Origin of the sequence: Xenorhabdus taiwanensis (assembly GCF_036512875.1) — a bacterium.
Classification (GTDB): Bacteria; Pseudomonadota; Gammaproteobacteria; order Enterobacterales; family Enterobacteriaceae; genus Xenorhabdus; species Xenorhabdus taiwanensis.
Genome location: NZ_AP028978.1, coordinates 1972053 through 1997784 on the forward strand (window position 1 = coordinate 1972053; position 25732 = coordinate 1997784).

General features: G+C 42.4%; 21 protein-coding genes and 1 pseudogene. 18 read left to right on the top strand and 4 right to left on the bottom strand.

Translation table 11 applies throughout. From position 1 onward, the window contains the following. The first annotated feature begins 75 nt into the window (after window positions 1–75). From ACE1SE_RS08975 to ACE1SE_RS09015, 9 genes are all read left to right on the top strand, one after another. Window positions 76–813, top strand: coding sequence for an ABC transporter ATP-binding protein (locus ACE1SE_RS08975; RefSeq protein ID WP_374053527.1), 738 nt, complete (start codon window positions 76–78; stop codon window positions 811–813). Beyond that, window positions 806–2014 (top strand): ABC transporter permease, encoded by a 1209-nt coding sequence (locus tag ACE1SE_RS08980; protein ID WP_374053528.1) that lies wholly within the window; start codon window positions 806–808, stop codon window positions 2012–2014. Before ACE1SE_RS08975 ends, ACE1SE_RS08980 begins: the two co-directional genes overlap by 8 nt. Beyond that, window positions 2007–3455 (top strand): TolC family protein, encoded by a 1449-nt coding sequence (locus ACE1SE_RS08985; protein WP_374053529.1) that lies wholly within the window; start codon window positions 2007–2009, stop codon window positions 3453–3455. Before ACE1SE_RS08980 ends, ACE1SE_RS08985 begins: the two co-directional genes overlap by 8 nt. Continuing rightward, a complete protein-coding gene (locus ACE1SE_RS08990) occupies window positions 3448–4683 on the top strand; it encodes an HlyD family secretion protein (protein WP_374053530.1) in 1236 nt (411 codons plus the stop codon). The genes ACE1SE_RS08985 and ACE1SE_RS08990 overlap by 8 nt, the downstream gene beginning before the upstream one ends. 330 nt (window positions 4684–5013) lie before the next feature. Next, window positions 5014–5931 carry a tyrosine-type recombinase/integrase gene (locus ACE1SE_RS08995; protein WP_374053630.1) on the top strand — a complete coding sequence of 306 codons (918 nt, stop codon included), beginning with the start codon at window positions 5014–5016 and terminating at the stop codon, window positions 5929–5931. Window positions 5932–6046: 115 nt separating this feature from the next. Further along, complete coding sequence (locus ACE1SE_RS09000; RefSeq protein WP_374053531.1) at window positions 6047–6925, top strand: DMT family transporter; 879 nt, start codon at window positions 6047–6049, stop codon at window positions 6923–6925. Window positions 6926–7094: 169 nt separating this feature from the next. Beyond that, complete coding sequence (locus tag ACE1SE_RS09005; RefSeq protein WP_374053532.1) at window positions 7095–8186, top strand: amidinotransferase; 1092 nt, start codon at window positions 7095–7097, stop codon at window positions 8184–8186. Window positions 8187–8322: 136 nt separating this feature from the next. Further along, window positions 8323–9285 (top strand): fatty acid desaturase family protein, encoded by a 963-nt coding sequence (locus tag ACE1SE_RS09010; RefSeq protein ID WP_374053533.1) that lies wholly within the window; start codon window positions 8323–8325, stop codon window positions 9283–9285. 34 nt (window positions 9286–9319) lie between these two features. Then, window positions 9320–10186 (top strand): 2OG-Fe(II)-dependent halogenase WelO5 family protein, encoded by an 867-nt coding sequence (locus ACE1SE_RS09015; protein WP_374053534.1) that lies wholly within the window; start codon window positions 9320–9322, stop codon window positions 10184–10186. Between the two features lie 68 nt (window positions 10187–10254). Here ACE1SE_RS09015 and uspE read toward each other — a convergent pair whose 3' ends face one another. Together uspE and fnr are read right to left on the bottom strand one after the other, a co-directional pair. Further along, window positions 10255–11199 (bottom strand): universal stress protein UspE, encoded by a 945-nt coding sequence (gene uspE / locus ACE1SE_RS09020; RefSeq protein WP_374053535.1) that lies wholly within the window; start codon window positions 11197–11199, stop codon window positions 10255–10257. Window positions 11200–11326: 127 nt separating this feature from the next. Next, on the bottom strand, window positions 11327–12082 hold the full coding sequence (fnr, locus tag ACE1SE_RS09025; protein WP_374053536.1) for a fumarate/nitrate reduction transcriptional regulator Fnr: 756 nt from the start codon (window positions 12080–12082) through the stop codon (window positions 11327–11329). Window positions 12083–12468: 386 nt separating this feature from the next. On the opposite strand from fnr, the pseudogene ACE1SE_RS09030 reads away from it, so the two are divergent. From ACE1SE_RS09030 to ACE1SE_RS09045, 4 genes and pseudogenes are all read left to right on the top strand, one after another. Next, a pseudogene (locus tag ACE1SE_RS09030) lies at window positions 12469–12606 on the top strand (IncC plasmid conjugative DNA transfer DtrJ family protein); the annotation flags it as partial. Between the two features lie 3 nt (window positions 12607–12609). Next, on the top strand, window positions 12610–12702 hold the full coding sequence (locus tag ACE1SE_RS09035) for a tail fiber assembly protein (protein ID WP_374053631.1): 93 nt from the start codon (window positions 12610–12612) through the stop codon (window positions 12700–12702). Between the two features lie 415 nt (window positions 12703–13117). After that, window positions 13118–13903 carry a hypothetical protein gene (locus ACE1SE_RS09040; RefSeq protein WP_374053537.1) on the top strand — a complete coding sequence of 262 codons (786 nt, stop codon included), beginning with the start codon at window positions 13118–13120 and terminating at the stop codon, window positions 13901–13903. An 11-nt stretch (window positions 13904–13914) separates the two neighbouring features. Continuing rightward, entirely contained in the window at window positions 13915–14640 is a 726-nt protein-coding gene (locus ACE1SE_RS09045; protein ID WP_374053538.1) for a scabin-related ADP-ribosyltransferase, read from the top strand. A 168-nt stretch (window positions 14641–14808) separates the two neighbouring features. Here the strand turns inward: ACE1SE_RS09045 and ACE1SE_RS09050 are convergent, their stop codons facing one another. Continuing rightward, window positions 14809–15000, bottom strand: coding sequence for a recombinase family protein (locus ACE1SE_RS09050; protein WP_445082115.1), 192 nt, complete (start codon window positions 14998–15000; stop codon window positions 14809–14811). Between the two features lie 32 nt (window positions 15001–15032). Then, complete coding sequence (locus ACE1SE_RS09055) at window positions 15033–15848, bottom strand: ATP-binding cassette domain-containing protein (protein WP_374053539.1); 816 nt, start codon at window positions 15846–15848, stop codon at window positions 15033–15035. 875 nt (window positions 15849–16723) lie between these two features. Here ACE1SE_RS09055 and ACE1SE_RS09060 point away from each other — a divergent pair. From ACE1SE_RS09060 to ACE1SE_RS09080, 5 genes are all read left to right on the top strand, one after another. After that, window positions 16724–16975 (top strand): acyl carrier protein, encoded by a 252-nt coding sequence (locus ACE1SE_RS09060; protein WP_374053540.1) that lies wholly within the window; start codon window positions 16724–16726, stop codon window positions 16973–16975. Then, window positions 16968–18119, top strand: a complete 1152-nt coding sequence (locus tag ACE1SE_RS09065) for an acyl-CoA dehydrogenase family protein (protein ID WP_374053541.1) — start codon at window positions 16968–16970, stop codon at window positions 18117–18119. The genes ACE1SE_RS09060 and ACE1SE_RS09065 overlap by 8 nt, the downstream gene beginning before the upstream one ends. Before the next feature lie 88 nt (window positions 18120–18207). After that, window positions 18208–19815, top strand: coding sequence for an amino acid adenylation domain-containing protein (locus tag ACE1SE_RS09070; RefSeq protein ID WP_374050605.1), 1608 nt, complete (start codon window positions 18208–18210; stop codon window positions 19813–19815). Then, window positions 19808–24469: an AMP-binding protein gene (locus tag ACE1SE_RS09075; RefSeq protein ID WP_374050606.1), complete on the top strand. Its 4662-nt coding sequence runs from the start codon at window positions 19808–19810 to the stop codon at window positions 24467–24469. The genes ACE1SE_RS09070 and ACE1SE_RS09075 overlap by 8 nt, the downstream gene beginning before the upstream one ends. Continuing rightward, the gene (locus tag ACE1SE_RS09080) at window positions 24466–25731 is read left to right on the top strand and encodes an ACP S-malonyltransferase (protein ID WP_374050607.1); all 1266 of its coding nucleotides are present in this window, start codon (window positions 24466–24468) and stop codon (window positions 25729–25731) included. Before ACE1SE_RS09075 ends, ACE1SE_RS09080 begins: the two co-directional genes overlap by 4 nt. Window position 25732: the final 1 nt, after the last annotated feature.

The following is a 25732-nucleotide window of genomic DNA, read 5'->3' on the forward strand; positions in this document are numbered from 1 at the left end:
CGCTTATTAATTAAGTTGAAAATTGGATCTATTTGATAAAGATAGATATTAAAAAAAGGAGATATTATAAAAATAATGGATACTATAAATTCGATTTATCCCACAATACCAATATCACCGGTTATCAGCATGCAACGGTTAACCCGTGTTTATCAACAGGGTGGAGAGGGGGAAGTCCCGATTCTAAAAAATATAACGGCACAAATTTATGCTGGTCAAAGCTGTGCTATTGTCGGAACATCAGGTTCAGGTAAAAGCACCTTATTGAATATTCTTGGTTTACTGGATAAGCCCACCTCAGGTGAGTATTTTCTTTGTGGTGTTGATATGTCAACAGCAGATACTGACCTCAGAGCCAGAATGCGTAATAAAGAAATTGGTTTTGTTTTTCAAAGTTTTCATTTGTTAGCCGGAATGACAGCCACAGAAAACGTTGCTCTGCCACTTCTTTACCGCGGTATTTCTGCTTCACAAGCACATAAAATTGCCAGAGAAAAACTACATTTGGTTGGCCTATCACATCGTGCAGCTCATTATCCGGCAGATCTATCCGGCGGGCAGCGACAACGAGTGGCTCTTGCCAGAGCGTTGGCCGGAGAACCTTCGTTACTGCTGGCTGATGAACCTACCGGTAATCTGGATCGCCAAACCGCAGAAGAAATTTTATTGCTACTTTCTTCCCTTCATACAGACAAGGCGATGACGCTGGTCGTAATAACCCATGATGCTATGGTTGCGAACCATATGCAGCGCGAATTACGCATTATTGACGGTCAGTTGCATGAAACCAGAGGGATGACAATACATGCATGATCATCGTCAGTCTGACAACTATGGCATGTCGATACTAATGATATGGAGAGAAGCCTGGCGTAACTTAATGGCAACGGGAAGAAGTACTCTACTTGCTTTATCGGGTATTGCTATTGGTTGCGCTTCGGTTGTGGCATTTGTTAATACCGGACATAACGCTACACTTGCTGCGTTGAAAATGTTCAGCGGGCTTGATATCAATGTCATTACAGCAAATCTAAACACTTATAATCATGGTATTGATATCCAGTCAATTAAAATGGCCGACCTGACAACAGCTATCCCGGGTTTATCTTCCGCAGCCCCCTGGATCTATTACCCTTCGCCTGGACGCTATAACGGGAAAACAGAAACATTTACCATAATAGGCTCTTCTGCGGAACTTGAGGAAGTCATGCAATTACGACTTCGCTATGGCCGATTTATCACTGCTTATGATCAGCTCTCTCCCTATGTAGTCATTGGTAATGAAGTTGCCGTTACCCTTGGTGATGGAGAACCATCCCGTATACTTGGCAAACAGATTCAGCTTGGTAACTATTTATATACGGTCATTGGTATTTTCGCTATAAAAGGACAAAACCCTATCTTTCCTTTTTCGCTGGATTCGGTGGTGGTCGCGCCTATCAATGCCATGCGAAAAATCTCACCCAATACCGATTTGAATGGCATCATCGCTCGCACTATAACAACCGCAACCACAGAAACCGATGCGAAGAATTTATTGGCGTTGCTCAAGCGCAAGTTTCCGGCGGTTGATATTGATGTTCGGGTGGCCCAGCAACTACTGAAAGGGCAGACAGAACAAAACAAAACCTTTTCTTTTATGTTGATCGGGTTGGCGGGGATTTCGCTGCTTACCGGCGGCATTGCAATTTCCAATGTGATGTTGATGAACGTTTCGGCCCGACGAAAAGAGATCGGATTACGTATGGCTTTAGGCGCAAGAACTCAGGATATCCGGCGCCTTTTTTTGTATGAAGCTGCTGCATTGACTTTAGCCGGCGCCATCCTTGGGACATTGGCAGGTGTTATCGTCTCCTTTCTTTTTGTCCTTTATTCTGGCTGGTCATTTTCTTTAGCCCCTTTATCTATTCCTTTAGGGATAGGTAGTTCAATCATGGCGGGACTTATCTCCGGTTTTTATCCCGCACATAAAGCCTCTCAAATGGAACCCGTACAGGCATTACGTGATGATTAAAAAATATTTTTATGGCTCGTTGACCTTGTTTCTCCTTTTTCCTCAAACAGGGCTGTCTGTATCTGAACAGGAACGAAAACTTGATTACAATTTGCGGTGGGAAGCCTCTGGAGAGGCTATAGGCTTGTCGTTAAGTGATGCAATATCGCTTGGTTTAAGAAATAACTACGCGATACGTAGTATTTATTTGGATCGTATCGCCCAGAAATTTGATTTACGGGTGGCAGAAGATCGATTTACACCAAAGCTACAGCTAAGTGGGCGTTATACTGCGGGCAAAAATCAGGATTCAACTTTCAGTAAAACTGACCTTTCTCCGAATGCCACACTGCTTACCCCTTTGGGAACACGTTTCACTCTTTCCTGGACTCGTGAGAACACGAGATCTGGGGTAAGTAATTTTCACAATGATGGTGCAAGTATTACTGTGGTACAGCCTCTTTTACAGGGCGCAGGAACCGATGTCAACAATGCTCCGATCTTACTGGCTAAACTCCAGGAACAGACCAATCGGCTGAATTTGAAAGCGACTATTTCCGATTCAATCACCCAAATCATTTTCGCATATCATGCGTTACTCCGTGCTCAGGAACAACAATCATTATCAGTTGCTTCCCTTAAGCGGATGCAGAAATTAGTCGAGATTAACAAAGAGTTGATTGATGCAGGCAGGATGGCCCAGACAGATATCATACAAACACAGGCTGATTTGGCCATGCAGGAGCTTTCGGCAAAGGAGGCGGAAAACAATGTGCATTCCACGAAGCTGGCGTTGCTTAAGTTACTTGCTCTAAACCACAAAACTCCCATCTATGCTACAGATACGCTAAAAGGAACGCATGTAAGTCTGCATATTGAACAATCAATTGCCAAGGCACAGACTCAGCAGCCTGATTACCTTATTCAATTACTTTCTGCAAAAGCAGCAGATATTCAATTATTGCAGGCCCGAAATAACCGGCTCTGGGATTTATCGCTGGTTGGTGGTGCATCTCAGCATCGTTCGTCATCTTCTGAAACCCGAAAATGGGAAAATTTTGTGGGTATACAACTGGATATTCCAATCGGAGATATGACCCAGAAACAAGCAGAAGTTCAGGCTAAAGTCAATGTCCAGAAGCAAACCTTACACCTGGAGGAAGCAAAAACAAATCTGGAACAAAATATAATCAATGCAATCCGTGATACGGAATCACGCTGGCAAGAATATCAATTAGCGATAAAAGCCAGTTCACTTTCCCAAAAGAAACTCGAAATTGAACAGGAAAAATTACAGGCTGGTCGATCCAGCAACTTTCAGGTTCTGAGTTTTGAAACCGACCTAAGAAATGCTGAAAATGCACGCTTGAATACACTTATTCAGTATCTCAATGCTCAGGCTGAACTGGATCAAATTCTTGGTACTACACTGGAAAGCTGGGAGATAACACTCAATGATTAAACGTTATCGATGGGCCATTGCTGGCATACTTGTTGTGGTGGCTTGTTTTTTTACCTTTTTATCTTTAAAGCAATCACCAGCTCAGGAGGCAGTACAATGGATTGAGGTAAAACAAGCTGTTATAGAAAAACGACTTGGCTTGGTCGGCCACCTACAATCTGCACGTCTTGAAACTATACCCGCTCCATTTGATGCAATCATTAAACAAGTTTTGGTCAAAGAAGGGCAGTGGGTGAAAGCAGGTCAAACATTAGTGACGCTTGATACCCGAAAGATTGATATTGATTTTCGGCAAGCGCAAGTTGAAATGATCAAAGCCTCATCAGTCGTTGACCAATTACATGACTGGGAGAACAGCCAGGAGGTCATCCGAGCCAGAAGAAATGTCGAAAATGCAAACCACATGGTTATAGAACTAAAAAATAATCTCGCCAAAACACAAGCTCTGTTTTCACGGGGTATCGTGCCAAAAATGGAAGTGGAAAACCTCCAGCAGCAACTTCGCCGACAACTAACGGAACTTGCTTCAGTACAGGACGATCTTGTATCTACTCGACAAAAAGGAAGTATTAATAACGTGCGTGTTGCAGAGATGGAGCTTCAGAATGCAACAAGCCGTTATCAGTCGCTACAAGAACAATACTTGCATAAAGAAATTAAAGCGCCATTTTCGGGTGTCATACTGAGGGCTACACAGGGCGAAAATAAGAAACTCTTAATGATTCAAACAGGAGTTAGAGTGACCGAAGGGATGCCATTACTGGAAATTATGGACACAACCCAATATCAGGTACTGGCACAGGTAGAAGAAACCGATCTCGCCAAACTCAAAGAAGGGCAGGCAGTAAAAATCAGTGGTGAAGGGTTTTCTGAGCACCCTCTGGATGGAGAAATTGAAACCATTGCGATGCAAAGTGTGAGTACGGATAAACCAGGGTCAGCAATTTATTATGATGTTGTGATTAAAGTGATTTCATCTATGAATCAAAGTCACCCCATCAGACCTGGAATGAGTGCCAAAGTCAATATTGTTATTTATCGCAATGAGCAGGGAATTGTCGTACCAGAAGCAGCGCTGACTCGGGCTAACAATGGACAATTAACAATAAATTGGCGTCCAGATTTAAAACGCCAGGCTATGTTCCGTCAGATAACTGTTGGGGAAGCTATGCCAGAAGGTATAGAGGTCCATGGGATAGAAGAGGGATTTATTGCACTGCCGCGTTAATTATCCAGATGTAATCGTAATCGCCGGTATTTTTTCTCTAAAAATAATGCAGCCATATCAATGAGTTGAGCTTAATTAGTTAAGTGCTTTTTTATTGGCAACCCTTCTACTTATTAAAATATACATTTGAAAAAGTAAGATTTATTGAATAAGATGATGTGGGTGATTAGCCGTAATTTTTACGGAGCGCAACAATCAAAGCCCCACCAAATTGAACAAAAATAAACCGTAAGGAAAATGGAAATGTCTGTTCCGTTCAATCATAAAAATAGCAGTGATGAAAAATCACTGATTGTGCCGAACGATTCTCAACAAGAACAGGGTATGCTGATGCCTCTCTCAGTATTAGGAAGACAGATATATGACAATCCCGCCATTGCCTATCTTGTCAGCCTTGGTTCAAAACGCAGTCGCCAAACAATGAAATCATTTCTGGATATCGTGGCAAAAATGTTGGGATACCAAAATGTACAGGACTGTACTTGGCAGGCACTTCGCCGCCACCATGTTCAAGCCATTATGGAAATGCTTTCAGATTCGGGTAAAGCTCCCGCAACAATTAATACTTATCTTTCTGCCTTGAAAGGAGTTGCGTTGGAAGCATGGTCAATGAAACAACTCGACACCGACAATTTTCAACATATAAAACAGGTTCGATCTGTCAGAGGAAATCGGTTGCCAAAAGGCAGGGCACTTGAGCGTTATGAAATAAAAACTTTATTCTTTACCTGCGAAAATGATATCAGTACAAAAGGATTACGTGATGCGGCTATCATTGGTGTGCTTGTGGGGTGTGGGCTTCGTCGTTCAGAAATTGTTACACTCGATATGAAACACATTATTCGTCGCGAACAAGCATTAAGAGTCATGGGAAAAGGTAATAAAGAGCGGTTGTCCTATATGCCGGAAGGAACATGGGAACGTTTGAATCGTTGGGTAGATGAAGTGCGTGGAGATCACCCAGGACCACTTTTTACCCGGATTCGTCGTCATGATGATGTAACCGATAGCCGTTTATCAGATCAAGCCATCTATCACATCCTTGAAACCCGTAGAATAGAAAGCGGATTAGAAAAATTTGCTCCACATGATCTTCGCAGGACTTTTGCATCAGCCATGCTGGATAATGGCGAAGATATCGTAACCGTCAAAGATGCAATGGGACATTCAAGCATTACTACAACTCAAAAGTATGATCGACGTGGAGATGAACGTCTAAAAAATGCTGCCAGAAATCTGAATTTTTAACAGAAGAGGTGGCCGTTATTCTGCTCTATTTTTACGAGCAAATATTGTTCGACAGATTGCTTCATTCAGTGTTAATTATTACCCTTTCATAAATAACTATGACAGGTGTATTTGTATGACCTCAAAAACATTTTGGAGTACTTACGGTTCAACTTCACTTTTCGTTTTATTATGGAGTAGTGGTGCAATCTTTTCTCGTTGGGGACTGGATCATAGTTCTGTTTTTGCCATTTTGACGGTACGTTTTACGATTGCATTTCTATTTTTGTTAGCACTCTGCATGTTCAAAAAACGTTTCCTCCCAGCTTCTGGAAGTAGAAATAAAGTTGCTGCGGTGGGATTATTGATCATTGGAGGGTATTCGATTTTTTATTTTCTGGCATTAGAAAATGGAATAACTCCTGGCATCTTGGCTACAGTAATGGGAATTCAGCCAATTATTACACTGTGGGTGATGGAAAGAAATTTCACTGCTCACCGTTTAATAGGATTGCTTCTATCCTTCATCGGATTAGTGCTTGTTGTATTTCAAGGGTTGGTTTTGACAAGGTTTTCCTTTTCAGGTACTTTTTTCGCTTTAGCTGCACTGGCCTGTATAAGCATCGGAGCCATCTTTCAGAAACAAATCCAGCAAGCTCCTTCCGAAGTGTTACCATTACAATATGGTGTAAGTTTATTGCTTTGCCTGTTATTTATACCTTTCAAACCCTTCCATATTGAACCCGTCATAGGTTTTATTATGCCTGCATTATGGCTTGGCTTAGTTATCTCTGTAGCAGCTCAATTATTACTTTATCGACTTATCAGAGCGGGTAATTTAGTTAATGTCACTAGTTTGTTTTACCTTGTCCCAGGGGTAACAGCAATAATGGATTACTTATTTTTAGGTAATGCATTATCTATTTTAAGTATCATTGGGATGTTCGCAATAATAATCGGATTGGCTCTGGTTTTTAGTAAAAAAGAAATAAGAAAAATAAAAAATATCAAATAAATTCAAATAATTAATATCAATTGAATTTATTTGGATTCTAACGACAGAGATTTACAATAATAAAATATCTAAAGATCGTTAGAATTGCCAGAGTTGCTAATTTTTAAAATCTGATTAATCTCAATAAGCGGGAATAATGAATGACATTAAATAACAAAATGGGGGAAACATGACAAATTTATCTCATGCAGAATCATTTAAGTCACCGGTCAATGCATTTACCGAGTGGGATCCACTTGAAGAAGTGATTGTTGGTGTTGTTAATGGTGCCAGATTTCCCACATGGCATATGGCACTGGAACCTGTATTGCAGGATTATCAACTTATTAATTTTCAACGGAATGCAGGGCGTTCTTTTCCTAAAGAGCGTATTGAAGCAGCCTCCAGAGAATTAGAAGAATTTGTTCATATTCTTGAAAGTGAGGGTATCAAAGTTCGTCGTCCCAATGCCCAAGATCAATCAAAAATATTTGGTGCACCAGGGTGGACAAGTACAGGATTATATTGCGCCATGCCTCGGGATATACTTTTTGTTATTGGTGACAATATTATCGAATGCCCGCTAGCATGGCGTTCACGTTATTTTGAAACGGCAGCTTATAAAGATTTACTGAAAGAATATTTTAAGGCTGGAGCTAAATGGAGTGCTGCCCCTAAGCCTCAATTAATCGATGAACAATATAATTTCGATTGGGAGAAAGAAAGTATAGAACAACAAAAAGTCGTTCATGCAATAACAGAGTTTGAACCAACTTTTGATGCGGCTGATTTCTATCGTTGTGGGAGGGATATAATTGCCCAGAAAAGCCACGTAACAAATGAATTTGGGATTGAATGGCTAAGGAGGCATATTGGTGATGAATATCGTATACATGTCTTTGAATTTAACGATCCAAATCCAATGCATATTGACGCAACTTTTATCCCCATTGCACCAGGGAAATTATTGATTAATCCTGAAACGGTATCAAAAATTCCAGAATTATTTAAAGGATGGGATGTACTACATGCACCAAAGCCGATTATTCCAGACTCCCATCCTTTATATATGACCAGTAAGTGGATTAATATGAATATCCTAATGCTGGATGAAAATAGGGTAATTGTAGAAAAACAAGATGAACCTATGATAGCAGCAATGAAACGTTGGGGTTTCACTCCTATTCCATGTAACTTCAGGAACTTTAACAGTTTTGGTGGTTCTTTCCATTGTGCAACATTGGATGTCAGACGCCGAGGAAATCTGCAATCTTATTTTTAAGAGTCAATAATCAATGAAATTATAATAGAAATCATTGACAGTGAATATCCGGTCAAAATTAATCATCATATTTTTCACGATTAATGTGTTAATTTTAAAGCATATTCACTGTTAAAATTTTTACAATGAGGTAAATATGAAAATCTGGAGATATTCCACTAAAGATTCCATCATGTTTATTTTTAGCTTATTAAATATCATTGTAAGTATAACTCTTGCATTCTATTGGGATTATTTTTCAATTTCAAATTGGCTATTTAATATAGCTATTATTTCATTTATGGTTACATATAATATTATAGTTATTTCACATTTCTTTAGTCATACTCCATGGTTTATATCGCCAGCTATGAATAGCTTAGTTTCTATGCTCAACTCTATCAATATAGGGCAATCAATTCAAGCTTATCAGTTGACGCATGTCAGAAATCATCATAAATATCATAATGATAACCGTGATCCAATTAAGGATAGTTCGTCAACATTTTTGGGTGGTAAAGATGGGAAACATAATACATTATTGAATTATGCTATCTTGGGTGGAATAAAAACCCTTTATAATATGATTCCTCATATGTTATGGGCAATGTTTTTATGGAGAAAACCTTTCAGCCAATATGACCATGGTTTTGAAAAATTAATTTCAAAAGTTGAGGTTAATAAGAAAAAAGAACTTATCCAATTGCGCTTGGATAGGCTTGCTATGGTTGCAGGTCTGATTTTTTTCTTTATTTTATCTTGGCAATGGGCATTGCTTTGTTACTTGCCTTCAATATTAGTCGCTTTTATCTTGGTTAATATTCAAAATTATTATGAACATTATGGAGCAAATCCAGAAAATCAATTTTCAAACTCGGTCAGTTACTACGGAAAATTGTACAATTTATTGACTTTTAATGATGGTCACCATCAAGAACACCATATTTCAGGTAGTACACACTGGAGTCTTCTGCCTAAATTGCGGGAAAGATATGCTTCCAAATTTAAAGAACAAGAGAGAATAGTAAGTCCCGTACCTGCAATTGTAGGTTTTTTGCATAGGAAAAGGAAAATGTTGCATAAAACTCAGGGTTCCAAAAATAAACAAAAAATGAATTAAACAAAATGTGACTTAATACATTGAAGGAATAGCCATGACGCACAAAAATTTATCGCTCTCAGGAATGAAGCTGGAAGAATCAGAATTTGTTATACATGAAACTGAAGGCCGCATAGAAAAAAGTGCTGTTGATGCTCTTCTGGATGGTCATCTTGCAGCATGTCGAATCCGTCATTTCTTACCGTGGGAACAACGAAAAAAAATCATTGATAATTTTTGGTTGTCTACAGCCAGAAAACCCCGATATGGTGACGGGATAGATGGGATAGAAGGATATTTCCTTGGTGCTTCTCACATAGAAAAAACAACGCTTGAGTATTTCAGAGAGGTTGAATATTTTCGTCCAGCAATTACTCAACTTTTTCAGGGAACGCTTAATCCTCAGGCGTATTTTATAGCGCAATTAAATGACTCGCAGTCAGAAAACTTATTACAAGTTCGGCCAGCTATGTATCAAGGAATACCGGCCGGTGATGTCAAAGCAGTCTACTGGAATAATGCAGGAGAGTTTTTGTTATTACCTCACGATGATTTGGCTCAACTTAGCGATCCTCGACAACAGGATTTTGAAATTCAGGGTATCAAGCGTGTAATGGCAGTCAATTTTTATGCAGAAGTGCCACAAGGAGGCGGGCAATTGAAGGTGTGGAATATTGAGCCTGATATGGGATCTCGTTCTGCCCTTGGACTCTCTCATAGTGGTTTTCCTTATCCTACGGATCTACTCGAAGAACATGAGAATATGGTCATTGATATAGCGCCAGGGGATTTAATTCTACTAAATGGCAATTTGATACATGCTGTTCTAACTGGAAATGCCAATCAATTGCAGGAAAAGCGGCTACTCATTACATGCTTTATGGGTCGCCACAAAGATGGCAATCTTATTTGGTGGACATAGATCCAGAAAAATATTGTCGATAATATATTAGATTGCCCGAAATAGTGCGGGCAATCTATGCTAACTAATTACTCTTCATCTATCTTGATAGGGCAAACAAAACCATCAGGTTTTATCGCCAACAAATCACATCTTAGCCGATCGATGACATGTTCGGCAGTATTGCCAAGAAATGCTGCAGATAATCCAGTTCGACCAAGAATACCTAAAACAACCACACCAGCATTGAGTTCATCACATATTTCAGGAATGACTTTCTCCGGTATACCTTCATGAACGTGAGTGTGTTGCTCATCAATATAGAATTTATGTCTCAACTCTTTCATGGCGATCAAATGTTGGCCACGCAACGCCTGATTATACACATTAGGGTCAAAGTCAGGTAATTCAGTTGCAATATTTAAAGGTGCGACTGGATAAGCGCTAACGAGATGGATCAGAGGGTCTTTTACAATTCTATTGGCAAGTTCTTGTGTCTCACGCACCAATTTCAGATTCAATTCATTATGGTAAGGTTCTTCATTAGATAAATTAACAGCAACAACAGCAGAACCATTTTCTGGCCATACTTGATCTTTTACCATCCAGACTGGGCAAGGGCACTTACGTAACAGATGCCAGTCAAGGGGAGTAAAAATCATTGATTCCAATCGGGAATATTGATGTGCCATCTTCAATAATAAGTCGTGATTTCCAATAATAACTTCTTGAATGATGGCTTCATAAGGGCGATTATGCCAAACCACTTTGATCTCAATATCAATGCCTGATTCAAGGTAGTAATGGGCTTGCTGTTTTATCCAAGCGACTCGTTGGCCTATGACACCTTTTCGCATAGCATTTCTTTCTTCTGGAGAAAGTAAGGTAGTCATTTCATATGAAAAATCATAAATAGGTAAAAACGCTTTAATCTGCCCACCACTGCGTTGCACGATATAGACTGCGCGCCTTAATGCGGGCTGATCATCCTGATTAGGATCAATTGCAACTAGGAGGTTTTGGTAGTTTGCCATATTGAGTTCCTCGCAGAGTCTGAATGCCTCTTTCGTACAGAAGATAAACCAATATAAACAACTATAACAAGATAAGAATAAGCCAGATCAGCAAAATATAGTGATCTGGCCTAAAATTTAACTAACGTTAGGACGCATTAGCAGGGGACTTGCCAGCCAACACTGTCAGTTTATTCATATCTTCGATTGCAATATACTTACCTTTGACAGCTAAAATTCCATTTTTCTGGAAGCGGCCAAGCAGGCGACTAATTGTCTCAACAGTCAAGCCTAGGTAATTACCAATATCACCGCGTGTCATGGTAAGGCGGAATTCACGAGGGGAGAAGCCACGTTGTGAAAAGCGGCGTGACAGATTGTAAATAAAAGCAGCCAATCTCTCTTCTGCATTCTTTTTGGAAAGCAACAGGATCATTTCCTGATCACCTTTGATTTCTCCACTCATCAAACGCATCATTTGCTGGCGGAGATTAGGCATTTTTCCAGAAAGGTCGTCCAGTGTTTCAAATGGGATTTCACATACCATTGAAGTTTCCAAAGCCTGGGCAAAGCTTGGATGTTCAGTATTAATGATGGCGTCAAATCCAACTAAATCACCAGCAAGGTGGAAACCTGTAATTTGTTCATCACCTTCTTCGGTAATAGTATAGCTTTTGATGGTCCCAGAGCGGATGGCGTAGAGTGATTTTAATGCATCACCGGCCTTAAATAACGTTTGCCCTTTCTGGATAGGCTTCTTACGCTCAATGATGTTATCAAGCTGGTCAAGTTCATGTTCATTTAAGGTAAAAGGAATGCAAAGCTGGCTAATGCTACAATCCTGACAGTGGATTGCACAACCACCAGATTGAATCCGACGAATAATACGTTTTTCCGGGATCATAGGGATGCTCATTAGAAGTGATTGATATATGTAAATTTAACATATTTAGGTTGCTCTGATAAGAGCAAGATACTGCCATTAAATTGCGGTATTTATCATCACTAGTAGAAAAGGGGGATTGGGGAGCAATGGAACCAAAAACACGGTTAACAGGGTAATTTAAATGGCTATTCAATTTAAAATCAGATAGTTATTCTTTATTAAACGATCTTAATTCTCCTCGCTAACTGTAGTGATGTGATGGACGTCCCCTTTTGCAGCAGCAAACAGTGCCATCTTTTTTCCGATGTACTGGATTTCGGGAGAACATCTCATGAATACGATCAAAGTGGTATAAGGATCTCGGACACCTCAAAAGCTTGCTAATGTTATTAACATGACAATGAGGTATGACTTTTCTCTGGCCGGACGAGGGCGCCTCCCACAGCCAGACGATGATGAAAATGGAGCTGCAATTTTTATCCACGGAGTTTACGCAAAGCCTGCTGTTGCCAAATCCCGCACAAACCGTTTCAACATGGCTGTTTGTGGCTACCCTTGAAGCCTGGAAGAAGTACAACGTACTGGTGAACAGGGTAGAGCCTGAGAAACCGGAGTGGCCGGAAAAGCCAAGAGTGTGATCTCATCGGCGTTTTCATTACGTTGTTATTGTGACAATAAGTGACAATAAGGCACATTTATATTTATGGTGTAATTATGAAATATATATTGAGTTTATTGATGGTCGGAGTGCTCTTTTTCTCGGGCCAGTCCATGTCATCCACCACATGTAATTATGGTAATACGCCCACAGGCGTCGTGAAAAGCTACGGGCTAGATAGTAGCGGGAGATACACGCAAATTCACTTTACTGCTAATGACGGGGCCGATTTTCCGCAGCTAACCAATAAAACATACCCTATAAACACGGATTCAGGGAAAGCTATAGATAAAATTGTTATGCTGGCGTATATATCAGGGAATAAAATAACCATTTATTGTCAGGGGGATAATCAGTTTGTCTCCGTTAAAATTAACAATTAAATGGTGGGAAATATGAGAAAGGTAAAGTTTTGCGCTTCTCTTTTGTTTTTGCTATCTTCACTATCTCATGCATCACAATGGTATGATGTGACTTTCAGCAATCCAAACCAATTTTACTCCATAACTATAGATACCCCACAAGGGAGTGGTTCCGAATGCATGTATATTTGGGCGGTTCCTAATCCAGCAATAACACTTCAACCAAATCAAACATCTCAAAAAATACAAATAGAAGATAAAAATACCATATTTTCTTGTGTTGGTAACCCCAAGTTTGTCACGTGGAACGTTCATGCCAATCCCTTACCTAGCTATGCAAAGTATTATCGTGCCAAGACATGTACGGTAGAGTTTAGGCATTTTAAAAGTGGTTCAACATGGTTCACAATAATAAATTCCCCTTGCACAAAGAAGGATATACTCGTAGCTGATGCAACCTGTAATGGTCAAGGGTGCTTGAATTTAGCAGAAAGCGGCGTTCCAGAGCATGGGGCCATTAATATAACGTTCTTTACTACTAACCAGACATCATGTCGGGATAGAAATTCTAATGGAGTTTATATCGATAGTAAGGTGACTGGTATATATCCAACTTGGGGTGGTGAAGATGTAAACAGAGTTGACCTTGCTCAAGGGAAGGGACTATTTTATGGGGATTTCACTTATGAATACGGCCTGAATACAGAAGACGGAAAGAGATTTTTTAAGTACGCAACTCTGGCTAATATCACTTCCAGTAGATTACAAGCCCAGTGCGATGGGAATGGTGCATTGGGCAAAATAAATTTATTATATTAATTGGTGGCTTGATGAAAATACTAACAGTATTTTTCTTGATTGTTTTCTCGCCAAGTCTATTGGCGCAGACTTTTTTTTACAGAAGTGATAGCCGGGTCCCGACTGGACCTGATGGGATATTTGAGATGGGGTTTCATCCGTGGGGGGAGAATGATAACTTACTTGAACATGTTGAAGCTGATAGTTTAGGTGGGCATGGTGAGGCGGCCACCTCTGCATTTGTAGCAACATCTACTGATCCTAATGTGGCTGTTAATATTTTTGCGGATGAAGAGAAGGATGGAACGGAATTTTATCTTTATGAGGTAAGACCGACTGATAATTTTTATAGCGTAGAGACTTCATTTAGGGAATGGGGGGAAACGGACTCTGGTTACTTCGGGGCTCTTAATGATTTCGGCTATCAGCATGAATATGTTGCTTTTGGGGGGATCTCAAGGGAACAGATACGTAGAGCGACCTTGTATCGAATCGTAAATGGTATACCTGTACCATCTAGAGTTGAAGATAACGCTCATTACCAAGAGATAACTTCAGCAGCAAACCCTGGCCCATATCCCCACATGTACCCATCAGGGGCTCATACTCAATTTTCAACAACGTATGCATGTGCAAATAACACGTCATATTCAAGTGTTAGTAGACGTGAGATTCTGAAATCAGAAGATAAATTTTATAAGAAAATGCAAAAATGCAATGCATTGATACTGGCTGAGGCTTTTGTAGCCGATTTCTAATTAAAAAAACTTAAGAAGCCTCGGAGTTGAACGTAGCGTCCTTTCAGGGCGAGCGTCACAGCTGCGCAGTTCGGGGTAATAAGCGGGAACCGTCCAAAATTTTGTCACGTTTGTCACTTACTATTTAACAAAGTATTTACGGGTTCTACGTCTGAACCGCCTAAATTTCTATCCAAGGGATAAGCTGAATTCGATATCTAATTTCGGGATCAGCACAGCAGTCAAACCGGGACATTCAGCTTTGGTTCTCGATACAGTATCTTCAAAAATCCGGTCGAAACCTGCCTTGTTCAGTGCATCCGTCTGCAAAGCAGTATCCTGTTCCGCCGTTGATACTCGCGCGTAGCCGATCAATGCCATTTTTCTCTCTACTTATCCGTTATTCCGTCCTTCTATCTTATTTCCCGGACAACACAATAATCTTCTGTAGGGATATTTTGAAAGGAATAGTGACGGAATTTTCTGGGATTTAACAACTCATCAAAAAGATGATAATTGGAGAAGATCGCAGAAAAATATTGGCGATAATGAATGTTGTTTGTTCTGCCCATCTTGATTTTATTAAGAAAAATTATCCCGAACTCCTGTTCGAATAAACCTACCAACAACATAGCAAGAGTTGTTTTTCCACTGCCGTTACCACCTACAATAAATACGATTTCACCCTGATAAATTGTCAAATTGAGCGGGCCAAGTGTAAAGGGTTTATCTTCTTTGTCGGTGATGTATTGATGAGTAATATTTTTTAATTCCAGCACCAATGGGTTGTCACTCATAAATTGGTTTGTGTTATTGGCAAGATTGAATGTGCTTTCTATTATTAATTCATCATCCAGTATTTTCATTTTATTCAATGAAACTTTCGCTGACCTCATTTCTGGTATTGTGCTGATCACTTCATTAATCGGGCCTGATAAGAATAAGACAATTAATATTGCAGTGACTAAGGTTGAGGGTGTTTGTGGTAACCAGAGTGGGATAACAAAAATAATAAGCCCAATAACAAGATAAAAAACAACAACCCCTGAGTTTAATAATAACTCATGGTTATTATTAAGGCTGATACAAGTTTTCTTAAATTTTCGGGTGCCTGGAGAAATAACCTCTTCAATAAATGCATGGCCTTTTTTTCTATTAAGTTTCAGTTCTTTACTGCCATCAATTAAGTGCTGGAAATTGAGATAAAGTTTATCAACTTGATCGCGCATTTGTTGTATCAGACGTAAAGGACGTTTTTCTAAAAAATGAAAAATCCCCATAGCAAACAGACAAATCCCAGATAAAATTAGGCAAAGTTGCCAAGATATCCAAGCTAAGTAACTGAAGCAGCTAATGATTAAAGTTAGATTGCCAAATATTCCAACTAAATAAGCGCCTGAAAATCCACTGACTAAGGCAGTAATAATTGATAGAGGTAATAATATTATTGATTGATGATAAAGGTATGCTATTAGAGTTATGAAATAGGCCGTCGATAGATTATAAAAATAATGTTAGCTGGTTAGGTTAATCATCATGGTGAGAGCATGCAAGTCTATAAGTTTATATTTTGGATAGAGTGGTTAAATGAAAAATTAATCAGTGCATAAACAAGACAATAAGATGGTTTTTAATTTATGAGTAGGTTGTGTTACATAAAATTCAAGTACAAAAAATAATCACCCTCTCGCCCTGATTTAATTATGTTTATTTGTTTTAATTAAAAACTAAAGATGTATATATAAAGACAAGGACGAATAAAAGTGAGTTGTGATTATAATCACAAATAGCATTTTTAGTTAAATAGTAGGTGGCTGTTTATAAAATGACACTCTAAAATTTTTTATTTTATGGTTATGTTTTTTATTATATATAAAAATACAAGTAATGGTTATTGTAAGTTAAGTTTTAATTCTGATTGAATTTGTTGTTTTTTCTTTGGGTGATTATACGCCTTGCGGTAGCTGTGCTTATTGGTTATAAAAACCCGATAAATAAACATGAGAGTAAATAATATTAATAGATTAATTATTGCGTTTGTATTTAATTTAATTAACAGAAGTTACCTAGGAAAAATAAATGAAAATTGTTAAGGAGAGTCGTGATGAATATATATGAACGTAAAAGTCAGGTGTCTGAATATTTCTGCAAACTTTCTGGTAAACAGGATTTAGGCGATACTGTTAATATTTTCGACACCGGCCTAGTTAACTCTTTGGCTGCTATCCAGTTAATTGCTTTTCTGGAAAAAAACTTCAGAATTAAAGTAGAAATTGATGATCTTGATAATGCCAATTTTTCCAGTATTGAAGCAGTTTGTCATTTTCTGGATAAAAAGGTGGCAGCAAATGTTTAACCGTTTTCTATCACCTGCACAGCAAGAATGGTTACAGATATTTGAGCAGTTTTCAGCATCAAATATTGCCCCTTATGCTGATGAATGGGATCTTTCTGAAACCATGCCTGACAGTGTAATAGAGCAATTGGTACATAACGGTTGGTTAGGCGGATTAGCGAAAACAGAACATGGCGGTCTGGGGTTTGATGCAACGACCTTCGGGCTGCTGAATATGGCGATTGGCGCCGGAAGCGGCTCACTTACCGGCCTGCTCAATGTCCATTCGATGATGTTAAAAACCATTGAGGATTGGGGTACTCAGGAGCAGCAACAACGTTTTTTAACGCCGCTGGTCAAAGGTGAAATTATCGGTGCTTTTGCCCAAACGGAGGTTTCCGCCGGCGGCGATTCAAAAAACCTGACCACCCGGGTTGAAGATTGCGGCGATGAGCTGAGTATTCACGGGCAAAAAAGCTGGATTACGTTTGCTCAATCCGCAGATCTGTTTCTGATCTTCGGAAAATATCAGGGATTAGATACGGCAGTTTTGCTTCCCGCAAATACACCAGGGTTAACCGTCACCGCGAAGAAAAACATGCTGGGGTTCAGGAGTGCTCATCTGGCAATGTTAGATTTCAATGACTGCAGGGTTCCGAAAACCAATATCATCGGGAAACCCGGTTTCGGGCAAAATATTATTGCTAACAGTGCACTGGATTACGGGCGTATCAGTGTGGCTTGGGCTGCGGTCGGTATACAGCAGGCAGCACTATCTGCGTCAGTACACAGGGCCAGTTCCCGCTCTACTTTTGGTACATTCCTTGCAGATCAGGGCATTATCCGTGGTTATTTAGCGGAAATGTCAGGTAGTCTGCTTGCCTCCCAACTTACCTGCCTGTCAGCGACAAAAGCCAAAGAAGCTAAAGATGAAGATGCGCTTGAGCAGATCCTTCAGGCCAAACTTTTTGCATCCCATGAAGCGGGCATAAGTGCGGCAAAAGCGGTTCAAATCCACGGTGGTCACGGTTGTGATGAAATCAACGGTGTCAGTCGCCTTTATCGGGATGCGAAGATCCTGCAAATCGTCGAAGGCAGCAATGAATTGCAAAAGATGCTAATCGGCAAACAACTCTGTACCCGATACAGCCACCACGCTCATTAATAAGGCGCTCTCCAATAACGTCTACTCCACACCACAGAATATTTTATCTGATATCCGCCCGTGGTATTGATCAGAGGATTCCTGCATCATGAAAACAGGTCGATTTATAACTGATTATTTCGCAAGTATAGCGAGAGATAACCCAAACCCTGCGATACGCTGGGGAAAAGGCAATACCTTATCCTGGGAGGTTCTATCCCTGAGAGCAAAACGGCTGGCACATCATCTTATATATAAGCGGGAGCTTCGTCGGGGAGAATGTGTCGCCATTGGCCTTGAACGCAGCCCTGAGTTTTTGGTTGCGGCCTATGCGGTGTTATTAGCCGGCGGGATTTATTTTCCGGTCGATGCGAAAACACCGGTAACCCGGCTGTCATCCATGTTTGCGACAGCCTGCTGCCGTCTTGCCTTCTGTGCAAACGATAAGGTCAGTTTATTCAGTCAGATAGGCGATGAACTGGCATTGATTCAGCATGACCAGTTGGAAGAGATAACCACACAACTGAGTTCAGATTCCCCGCTGAATTTGCCTCAGTTACAGGCGACAGATCCGGCGTATTTAATTTTTACTTCTGGTACGACGGGTACGCCTAAAGGGGTATTAGTCAATCATGGTGCGTTTATCAATCGGCTGGAATGGCATCAACGACACAGTGAACTGGTGGATACCGATATCATCCTGCAAAGAACGGCACTGACGTTTGATGTCTCGCTGTGGGAGCTTTTTTTGCCCGCCCTGAGTGGGGCAAGCCACTATTTACTCCAGCCGGGGCTGGAGTCTTACCCCAGAGCTATCGTGGCGGCGTTGACCGGTGAAAATATAACAGTGGTTCACTTTGTTCCCAGTCTGCTCAAGCCGGTTTTGCAGGAACTTAAAAACAATGATATGCCAGATGGTCTGGAATCTGATCCGCCATTAGCCAGTTTGCGCCAAGTCTATGTGAGTGGGGAATCTCTGCCCGCCAGTCTGGTGACACAGTTTTATGAAATATTCATTGCCCGCTGTCGTCTGACCAATTTATATGGCCCGACGGAAGCCGCCATTGACGTCAGTTTTTATGACTGTGAAGCAACTCCGCCAAATCTTATCCCGATTGGCCAAACGCTTACCGGATGCCAACTCTACATCGTAGACCCTGATACGCTGGCACTCAAAGCAGAATCAGAAACCGGTGAAATTGCCATCGGCGGGGTGTGTCTGGCAGAAGGTTACTGCAGCCGTCAGGATCTGACCGACAGAGTTTTTATGTTTCATCCGGAACTTCAGCAGAGAATTTATCTGACCGGCGATCTTGGCTGGTATGTGCAAGAACGTGGTTTTTTCTGCCAAGGTCGGAAAGATACACAGGTAAAACTGCGTGGATTACGGATTGAACTGGGCGAGATAGAGCATCACTTACTTAATTATCCCGCCATTACTGAAGCCGTTGCCTGCGTTGTTGAAGATGATGAACAGGAGCAGTGGTTGGTGGCGGCTATTGTTGCGGGACAGGAAGAACTGGAACCACAAGCGATCAGGCAATTTCTTGCAGCACAGGTGCCTGCCTATATGTTGCCTGCCCGCTATTGGCAAACCGGGCAGTTGCCACGCTCCAGTTCCGGCAAGCTGGACCGGAAAGTCATCGCACAGTCTATACGGACACGTTTTTTCACGCCGTCTGGCGGTACACAAAATGGCGATGTCCACCATGAATAATCAACCTATTTTCGAATTAACTCGCTCACAGCAGGCCATTTTCCAAATGGGGCTGCTCAATCTTGCCGGAAGCCAGTTTTATTTTGGTGGTATCGCCCGTTTTAAAGGGGATATTTCGCTGGAACAGCTTGTCCGTGTTGCTGATATTATCCGCAATACACAGGATGTGTTTTGTATTGGTTTTATCAATAAACCGCAGGTGGAAATCGGAGTTGAGGGCGTTGAATGGTGTGGCATCCGGCATGATAGCCCGCAATCAGAGGTTGGAAGGGTGGATTTCAGCCACTATCCCGATCCCGAAAACGCATTTGAACATTGGGCGCAACGTCAGTTACGGATGGAAGAGGATTTATCCCTCATGCCTATTCGGATCTTTGCGGTGCGCTTTCAGCCGGATCAGTCAGGGTGGTTTGTCAAAATTCATCATGCGGCGCTGGATGGCATGGGTTCGGCGTTATTGCAGCATCAGCTGATCAAAGTGCTGGAACAAGAGAGTGTGGGCTCGGCAGCGGAACCGTGTGACTCTTTTTTATTTACGGTGCTTGCTGAAGAAGAACAGGATTACGAGAGTTCCCGGCGGATTGATAAGGATAAAGCCTATTGGCGGCGTCTTTTTGCTGATAATTCATCAGCCGATGCACGAAAAATATTCAGCCGTTATCCGATCGGTGATTATCGCGGGCAGGAAATGAATTCAATGCGGATAAAAGCCACGATAACGCCCTATCAGAATGAAATATTCTACCGGTTTAAAAACCGTGGCGAGTCCATTTTCAGGCTGTTTTTCACCGCAGTGGCGTGGACTCAGATGGGGGTTGAAGATGGCAACTGTGCATTATTGCAGGCGCCTGTTGTCAATCGCTGGAGCGAAGAAGCAAAAAAAGCAATCTCAATGGCTGTCGCACCGGTTCTGTTACCGGTGTTTCGTCAGGTCGGGCAGACTGCGACCGATTGTTATCAACAGCTGAAAAAACAGCTGCAAAAAGCCATTGCTCACTCACGTTATGCACCGGCAACCCGCTGGGGAGAACTGGCCTCAGCCGACTGGAAACGGGTTATTCCGGCATTCGGGGTTTCCTATCAGACGGGGGAATTTCAACAAGAGGCGATGGGTGCTGAAGTCTTGCTTGAACATATGCAGGCGGTTGAATCGCTGTTTGCCTCAATTCATATTCATGATCGTTTTGAAAAGGACTACTACAGGCTTGAAGCGGATTTTCGCAGAATATGGTCGCCTGAGCAGTGCCACGCATTCTTGCAAGCTGTACTTGACTGTGCAACAGATATTGCGCTTGAAATCACGGAGCAGCAGAGCCTGACAGAAGAGAATGATGAACAAAGTCCCCCTCAATCCCTTAGCGCACCGATAGGTGTTCACTTACTTAACGCCTTTGAATGGCACTCGGATAATATTTTATTTAAGACCGAAACCGTATCCCAAGCATTCACCTATCGTCATGGATTGCAATGGATTCATCGATTGAGTGAGCAGTTACAGGCTATGCAGACTGAACATCAACCGGTGTTAATTCTGGGCAGGCGTACTCCGGAAATCGTTCTGTCTTATCTGACCTGTCTGATTAAAAATATCACGGTCGTTCCTGTCTGCCCTACAACAACGCCGCCGGAAAGGTTATCAACGATTATCCGCAATTCGGGCGCTTCTCTGTGTATTTATACCGAGGCTGATCGCGAGCTGGCGGAAACGCTGAATTTGCCTTCGTTAAACGTTTCCCTGCATCAACAAAATGCTGTGCCGGAACAAACAGAAACGGCATGGTGTGCTGAGATTCAGTCACAACCGCCATCCGGTCATCTGGCGTATATTCTGTATACCTCCGGATCGACAGGAGAGCCGAAAGGCGTTGCTGTTTCTGCTATTGCGCTGGCTAATTATGCGCTGGCTGCAAAAACTGCATATGCCGATGAAATACCCTTTAATGCACCACTATTTACCTCTTTTGGCTTTGATCTGACGCAAACTGCCATCTTAGTGCCGGTTCTGTCCGGAGGCTTTATCCTGATGCACGAACAGGATATCCGTGATAATCCTGAACTACTGCACACGCTTCTCTCTGATAAATCCCTGACCGGCGTGAAATGCACGCCATCTCATCTTGCTTTGCTGATTGAGCAGGACATTGAAACTGACGGGCGCTCTCCGTTGACGTTTATTGTCGGCGGGGAAAATCTGCCTGTTTCATTGGTGAACAATGCCCTGAACTGTCTGCCATCAGGCAGCCGGATTATCAATGAATACGGGCCAACGGAAGCAACAGTCGGCTGCTGTATTTATGAGTTAAGTCATTATGCAAGCGACTCTGGAAACAATCAAAACACAGCTGCGGCGGTTATGCCGATTGGTACGGCGTTAGGCAAAGCAGAACTGTCGCTCAGGGATAGTTGGGGGCAAAAAATACCCCGTGGTTTCCGGGGGGAAATCTGGATCAGCGGGTCGATACTGGCAGAAGGTTATCTGCATGATCCGGTTCAGACAGCCGAGAAATTTGTCTCTGGTGCGGACAAACAGCAGCGCTGGTATCGCACGGGGGATCTGGGCGTACAGGATGCACGGGGTATATTTCACTGCATTGGTCGTATCGATGATGAATTTAAGGTGCGCGGTCATCGAATTCATCCGCTGGAAATCGAAAAAGCGGTGGCAGAGGTGTTGATTCAGTCCGGTCAGTCAGTAGATCACCACTGGCAGTTCAAGGCGCTGAAACTGGTGTTCAGCGCACCGCAAGGTCTGGAAGAAACAGAAAATACCGTTAAAACAGAAAGTATCGTCTTATGCAGCAATTATCCCGTGCCTTATGAATCGCCTGAATTTCAACATCAATTAAAAGAAAAAATAGTCGAAGCGTGGTTGCCGAATCTGTATTGCACAGTGCAGCCTTGGCCGATGAATACCAACGGTAAGGTGGATATCAAGCGATTAACCCACGCCGCCGAAATCAGTTATCGGGCATCGACTGAGCTATCTCATGAAAATTCAGCTAATAAAAAAGCGCATCAGGAAACAGAAAATTATCCGCTTCCCGATTGGCTGAATGCGGAATTTTTTAGACCTATCTGGCCTCAGCCTGTGGATCTGACTGCTTCTTTTTTTGAACTGGGAGGCGATTCAATCAAGGCCATTCGTCTGGTGGCATTATTGGCGAAAAAAGGGGTTAAGCTTGGCATGAGTGCCTTGCTGACTTCAACCGCATTAGGTCTGGTGCTGACAAATGCCTGTGCTGAATCATCAGCACAAGCAGACACATTCGAAGAAAACGCGCCGGAACAACCGGATGCCAACTGGCTGCGTTATTTACCCGCTGTGCGCTGGTATCAACAGCAATGCTTTAAATACGGTGAACAACTACAGCAGGGCGTTGTGCTTGAAATCACCTCTGCGTTATCTGCCGAACAGATCAATGCTGCGGTAATGGCGGTAAAAGCCAGACATAAGATTTTTTCTTTCAGAGCGAATAATGATCTGAGTGAACTCTATTTTTCACCGTCGGTACAGACAGACAAGAATATCGAAAACCACAGCAGGGTATTGGCATCAGGAGAATCTCTTGAAGATCGGCGCAAACAGTTGCAGGGCGAAATTTGTCTGGCGAGCCGACCCAGCGTGCATGAGGTCGTATATGACCCGCAAGTTAACAAGCACTACCTGATTTTGCTTTGCCACCACCTGATTTGCGATGTTCATTCGTGGATTTTCTTATTGGATGAGTTAGATCAGGCACTCAACTCTCCAATGCTTAACCTCCCGATGGCAGAAACGGATACTTTTGCAGAACCAGAACAGGGGGTATTTCTGTGGGGTAAGTGGTTGGCAGAAAAGCTATCTATAGAAAACATTGCCGTAGAAAACACAGCGGATATGCGTGACTTATCTCAGAACAATTCCGCCGATCAGCCCGTTATCGCATCGGTTACACTGGCTTTATCCATTTTCGGTGCTGACTTCCTGTTGCTGGCACAGCGCAACAAAGCAGAACGTTCGCAGCTAATTGCCGCTGTATTACTGGAAATCATCGCAGAAAGCGACCTGTTACCTTATAAAATAAACGTGTTGTTTGAAAATCACGGGCGTTTATTTACCGAAGCCGGAATGCCCGCAGGCCGGAATCTGGCAATGGCCAATGCGGTAGGCTGGTTTACCGGTTTCCAGTTGCTGCATTTGAATGTGGATTCAAATCCGTCACTGAGCTTTTTACAGCAGCTGAAATCCCAGCAACATAAAGATAAATCGGACTGGAAGAAACAATTGGGGCTGAATAGCTCGGCAGAAAGGGCGCTGATTAGTATTAATGATATTGGTTCCGGCCTGAGTGATAACGACAGCAAAGAATGGCAGCACATTAAATTAATTCAATCCCTTTCCGGTGGCTTTCTCCATCCTGACGAAAAGAGCGTGGCGGATTTCGACATCCTGATCCACGACAGACCGGCAACCGGTTCGGTTCTGCTCGAACTGCGGCTGGGCATTCCTAATGCCAATACCGATGATGCCCGTCATTATCTGCTACAAATTAATGATCGGTTATCAGAATGGTGTCGTTCTGATCAGGCTCGTTCATTTATTCCCGCAGATTTTCCTTTCAGCCAGCTCTCACAGCCGGAACTCGATTTCATTATTAATGGAGCCTCAGAATGAGAATATCCCTCGATTCTGCCAAAACTGTATTTCTGTTTCCCGGCGTGGGCGCACAGCAACCGGATATGTTTGCAGAATTCAAAACCTATCCCGAATACCGTGCCTGTCTGGGAGAAGTTTCAGAACTGTCGCAGGTTGATCTGTTTGAGGTCATTCATGGCAACCGCCGTGACACACTGAAACAGGTGCGGATTGCGCAGTTAGCACTTACCGCCACCACCGTGGCGATTGCCGGTATTTTGCGCAGGTATTGCGGGCTGGTGCCTGAATTTATGATGGGGCACAGCCTGGGGCAATATCCGGCACTATGCGCGGCAGGTTATCTGGATTTAGCCACATTAACAAAGTTGGTGCATCTTCGTTCCGAAGTGGTGGAAGCCTGTGCGCGCCATTATCAGCAGGGTGATATGTGCTGGGTTCTACATATTCCTGTCGAGGTTGTTGTGCAGGAGGCGGATAAAGCGCGTTTAGATGAGGGGATTACGATTTACGTATCCGCCATTGATGCTTTTGATCAGGTCACTATCTCCGGTGAGATGGCGGATATCCGGCGTTTCGCCCCACGGATGGAAACGTTGGGCGGGTTACTGTTTCCACTGAAAATCGGCGGGCCGTTCCATTCTCCGTTAATGACGGAAGCTAAGGAAAAACTGGATGCGTTGCTTGATTTCCTGCCGCCATCAGGCCAGCAAAATCCTTTATTTTCCCGTGTAGTCTGTAATGTCAGAGGTACAGAATTAGCCGCAGCGGATCTGAAAACGTCCATTCTGCAACACCTTATTTCTCCGGTGCAGTGGTTGCCGAGCCTGCAATATATGGCACAAAACGGCGTGACCCGTTATCTGGAAATTTCACCTAAAAATGTGCTGGGCTACCTGACTGAACGTTCAGAATTACCCATGCGTCCACTGTGGGCGTCTGGCGAGATGTTCACGGCGGTTCAGGCATTGGGTAGCAAAGAGAGCCGTCTGGAACAATTTGTCAGATACTGCTGTTTCCACCTATACAGTACAAAGCTGCCTGCCATGACCGATCCGGCGACGATAGAACAGCTCTCCCGTATCCGGCTGGAGGCCAGACAGATAGTGAAAAATGGCAACATAAAGATGGAAGAATGCCATTTCCTCTGTCAGTACACACAGCAATGGTTGGCGGCAGTTTTAGAGGTAAATAGAGAGGTAAATAGAGAGGCAAACAGTCACCGTTCTGCTGATACGGAAACAGCAAAGTTGCAGGCGCTGTTTGATGCGGTCAGGAGCTGAT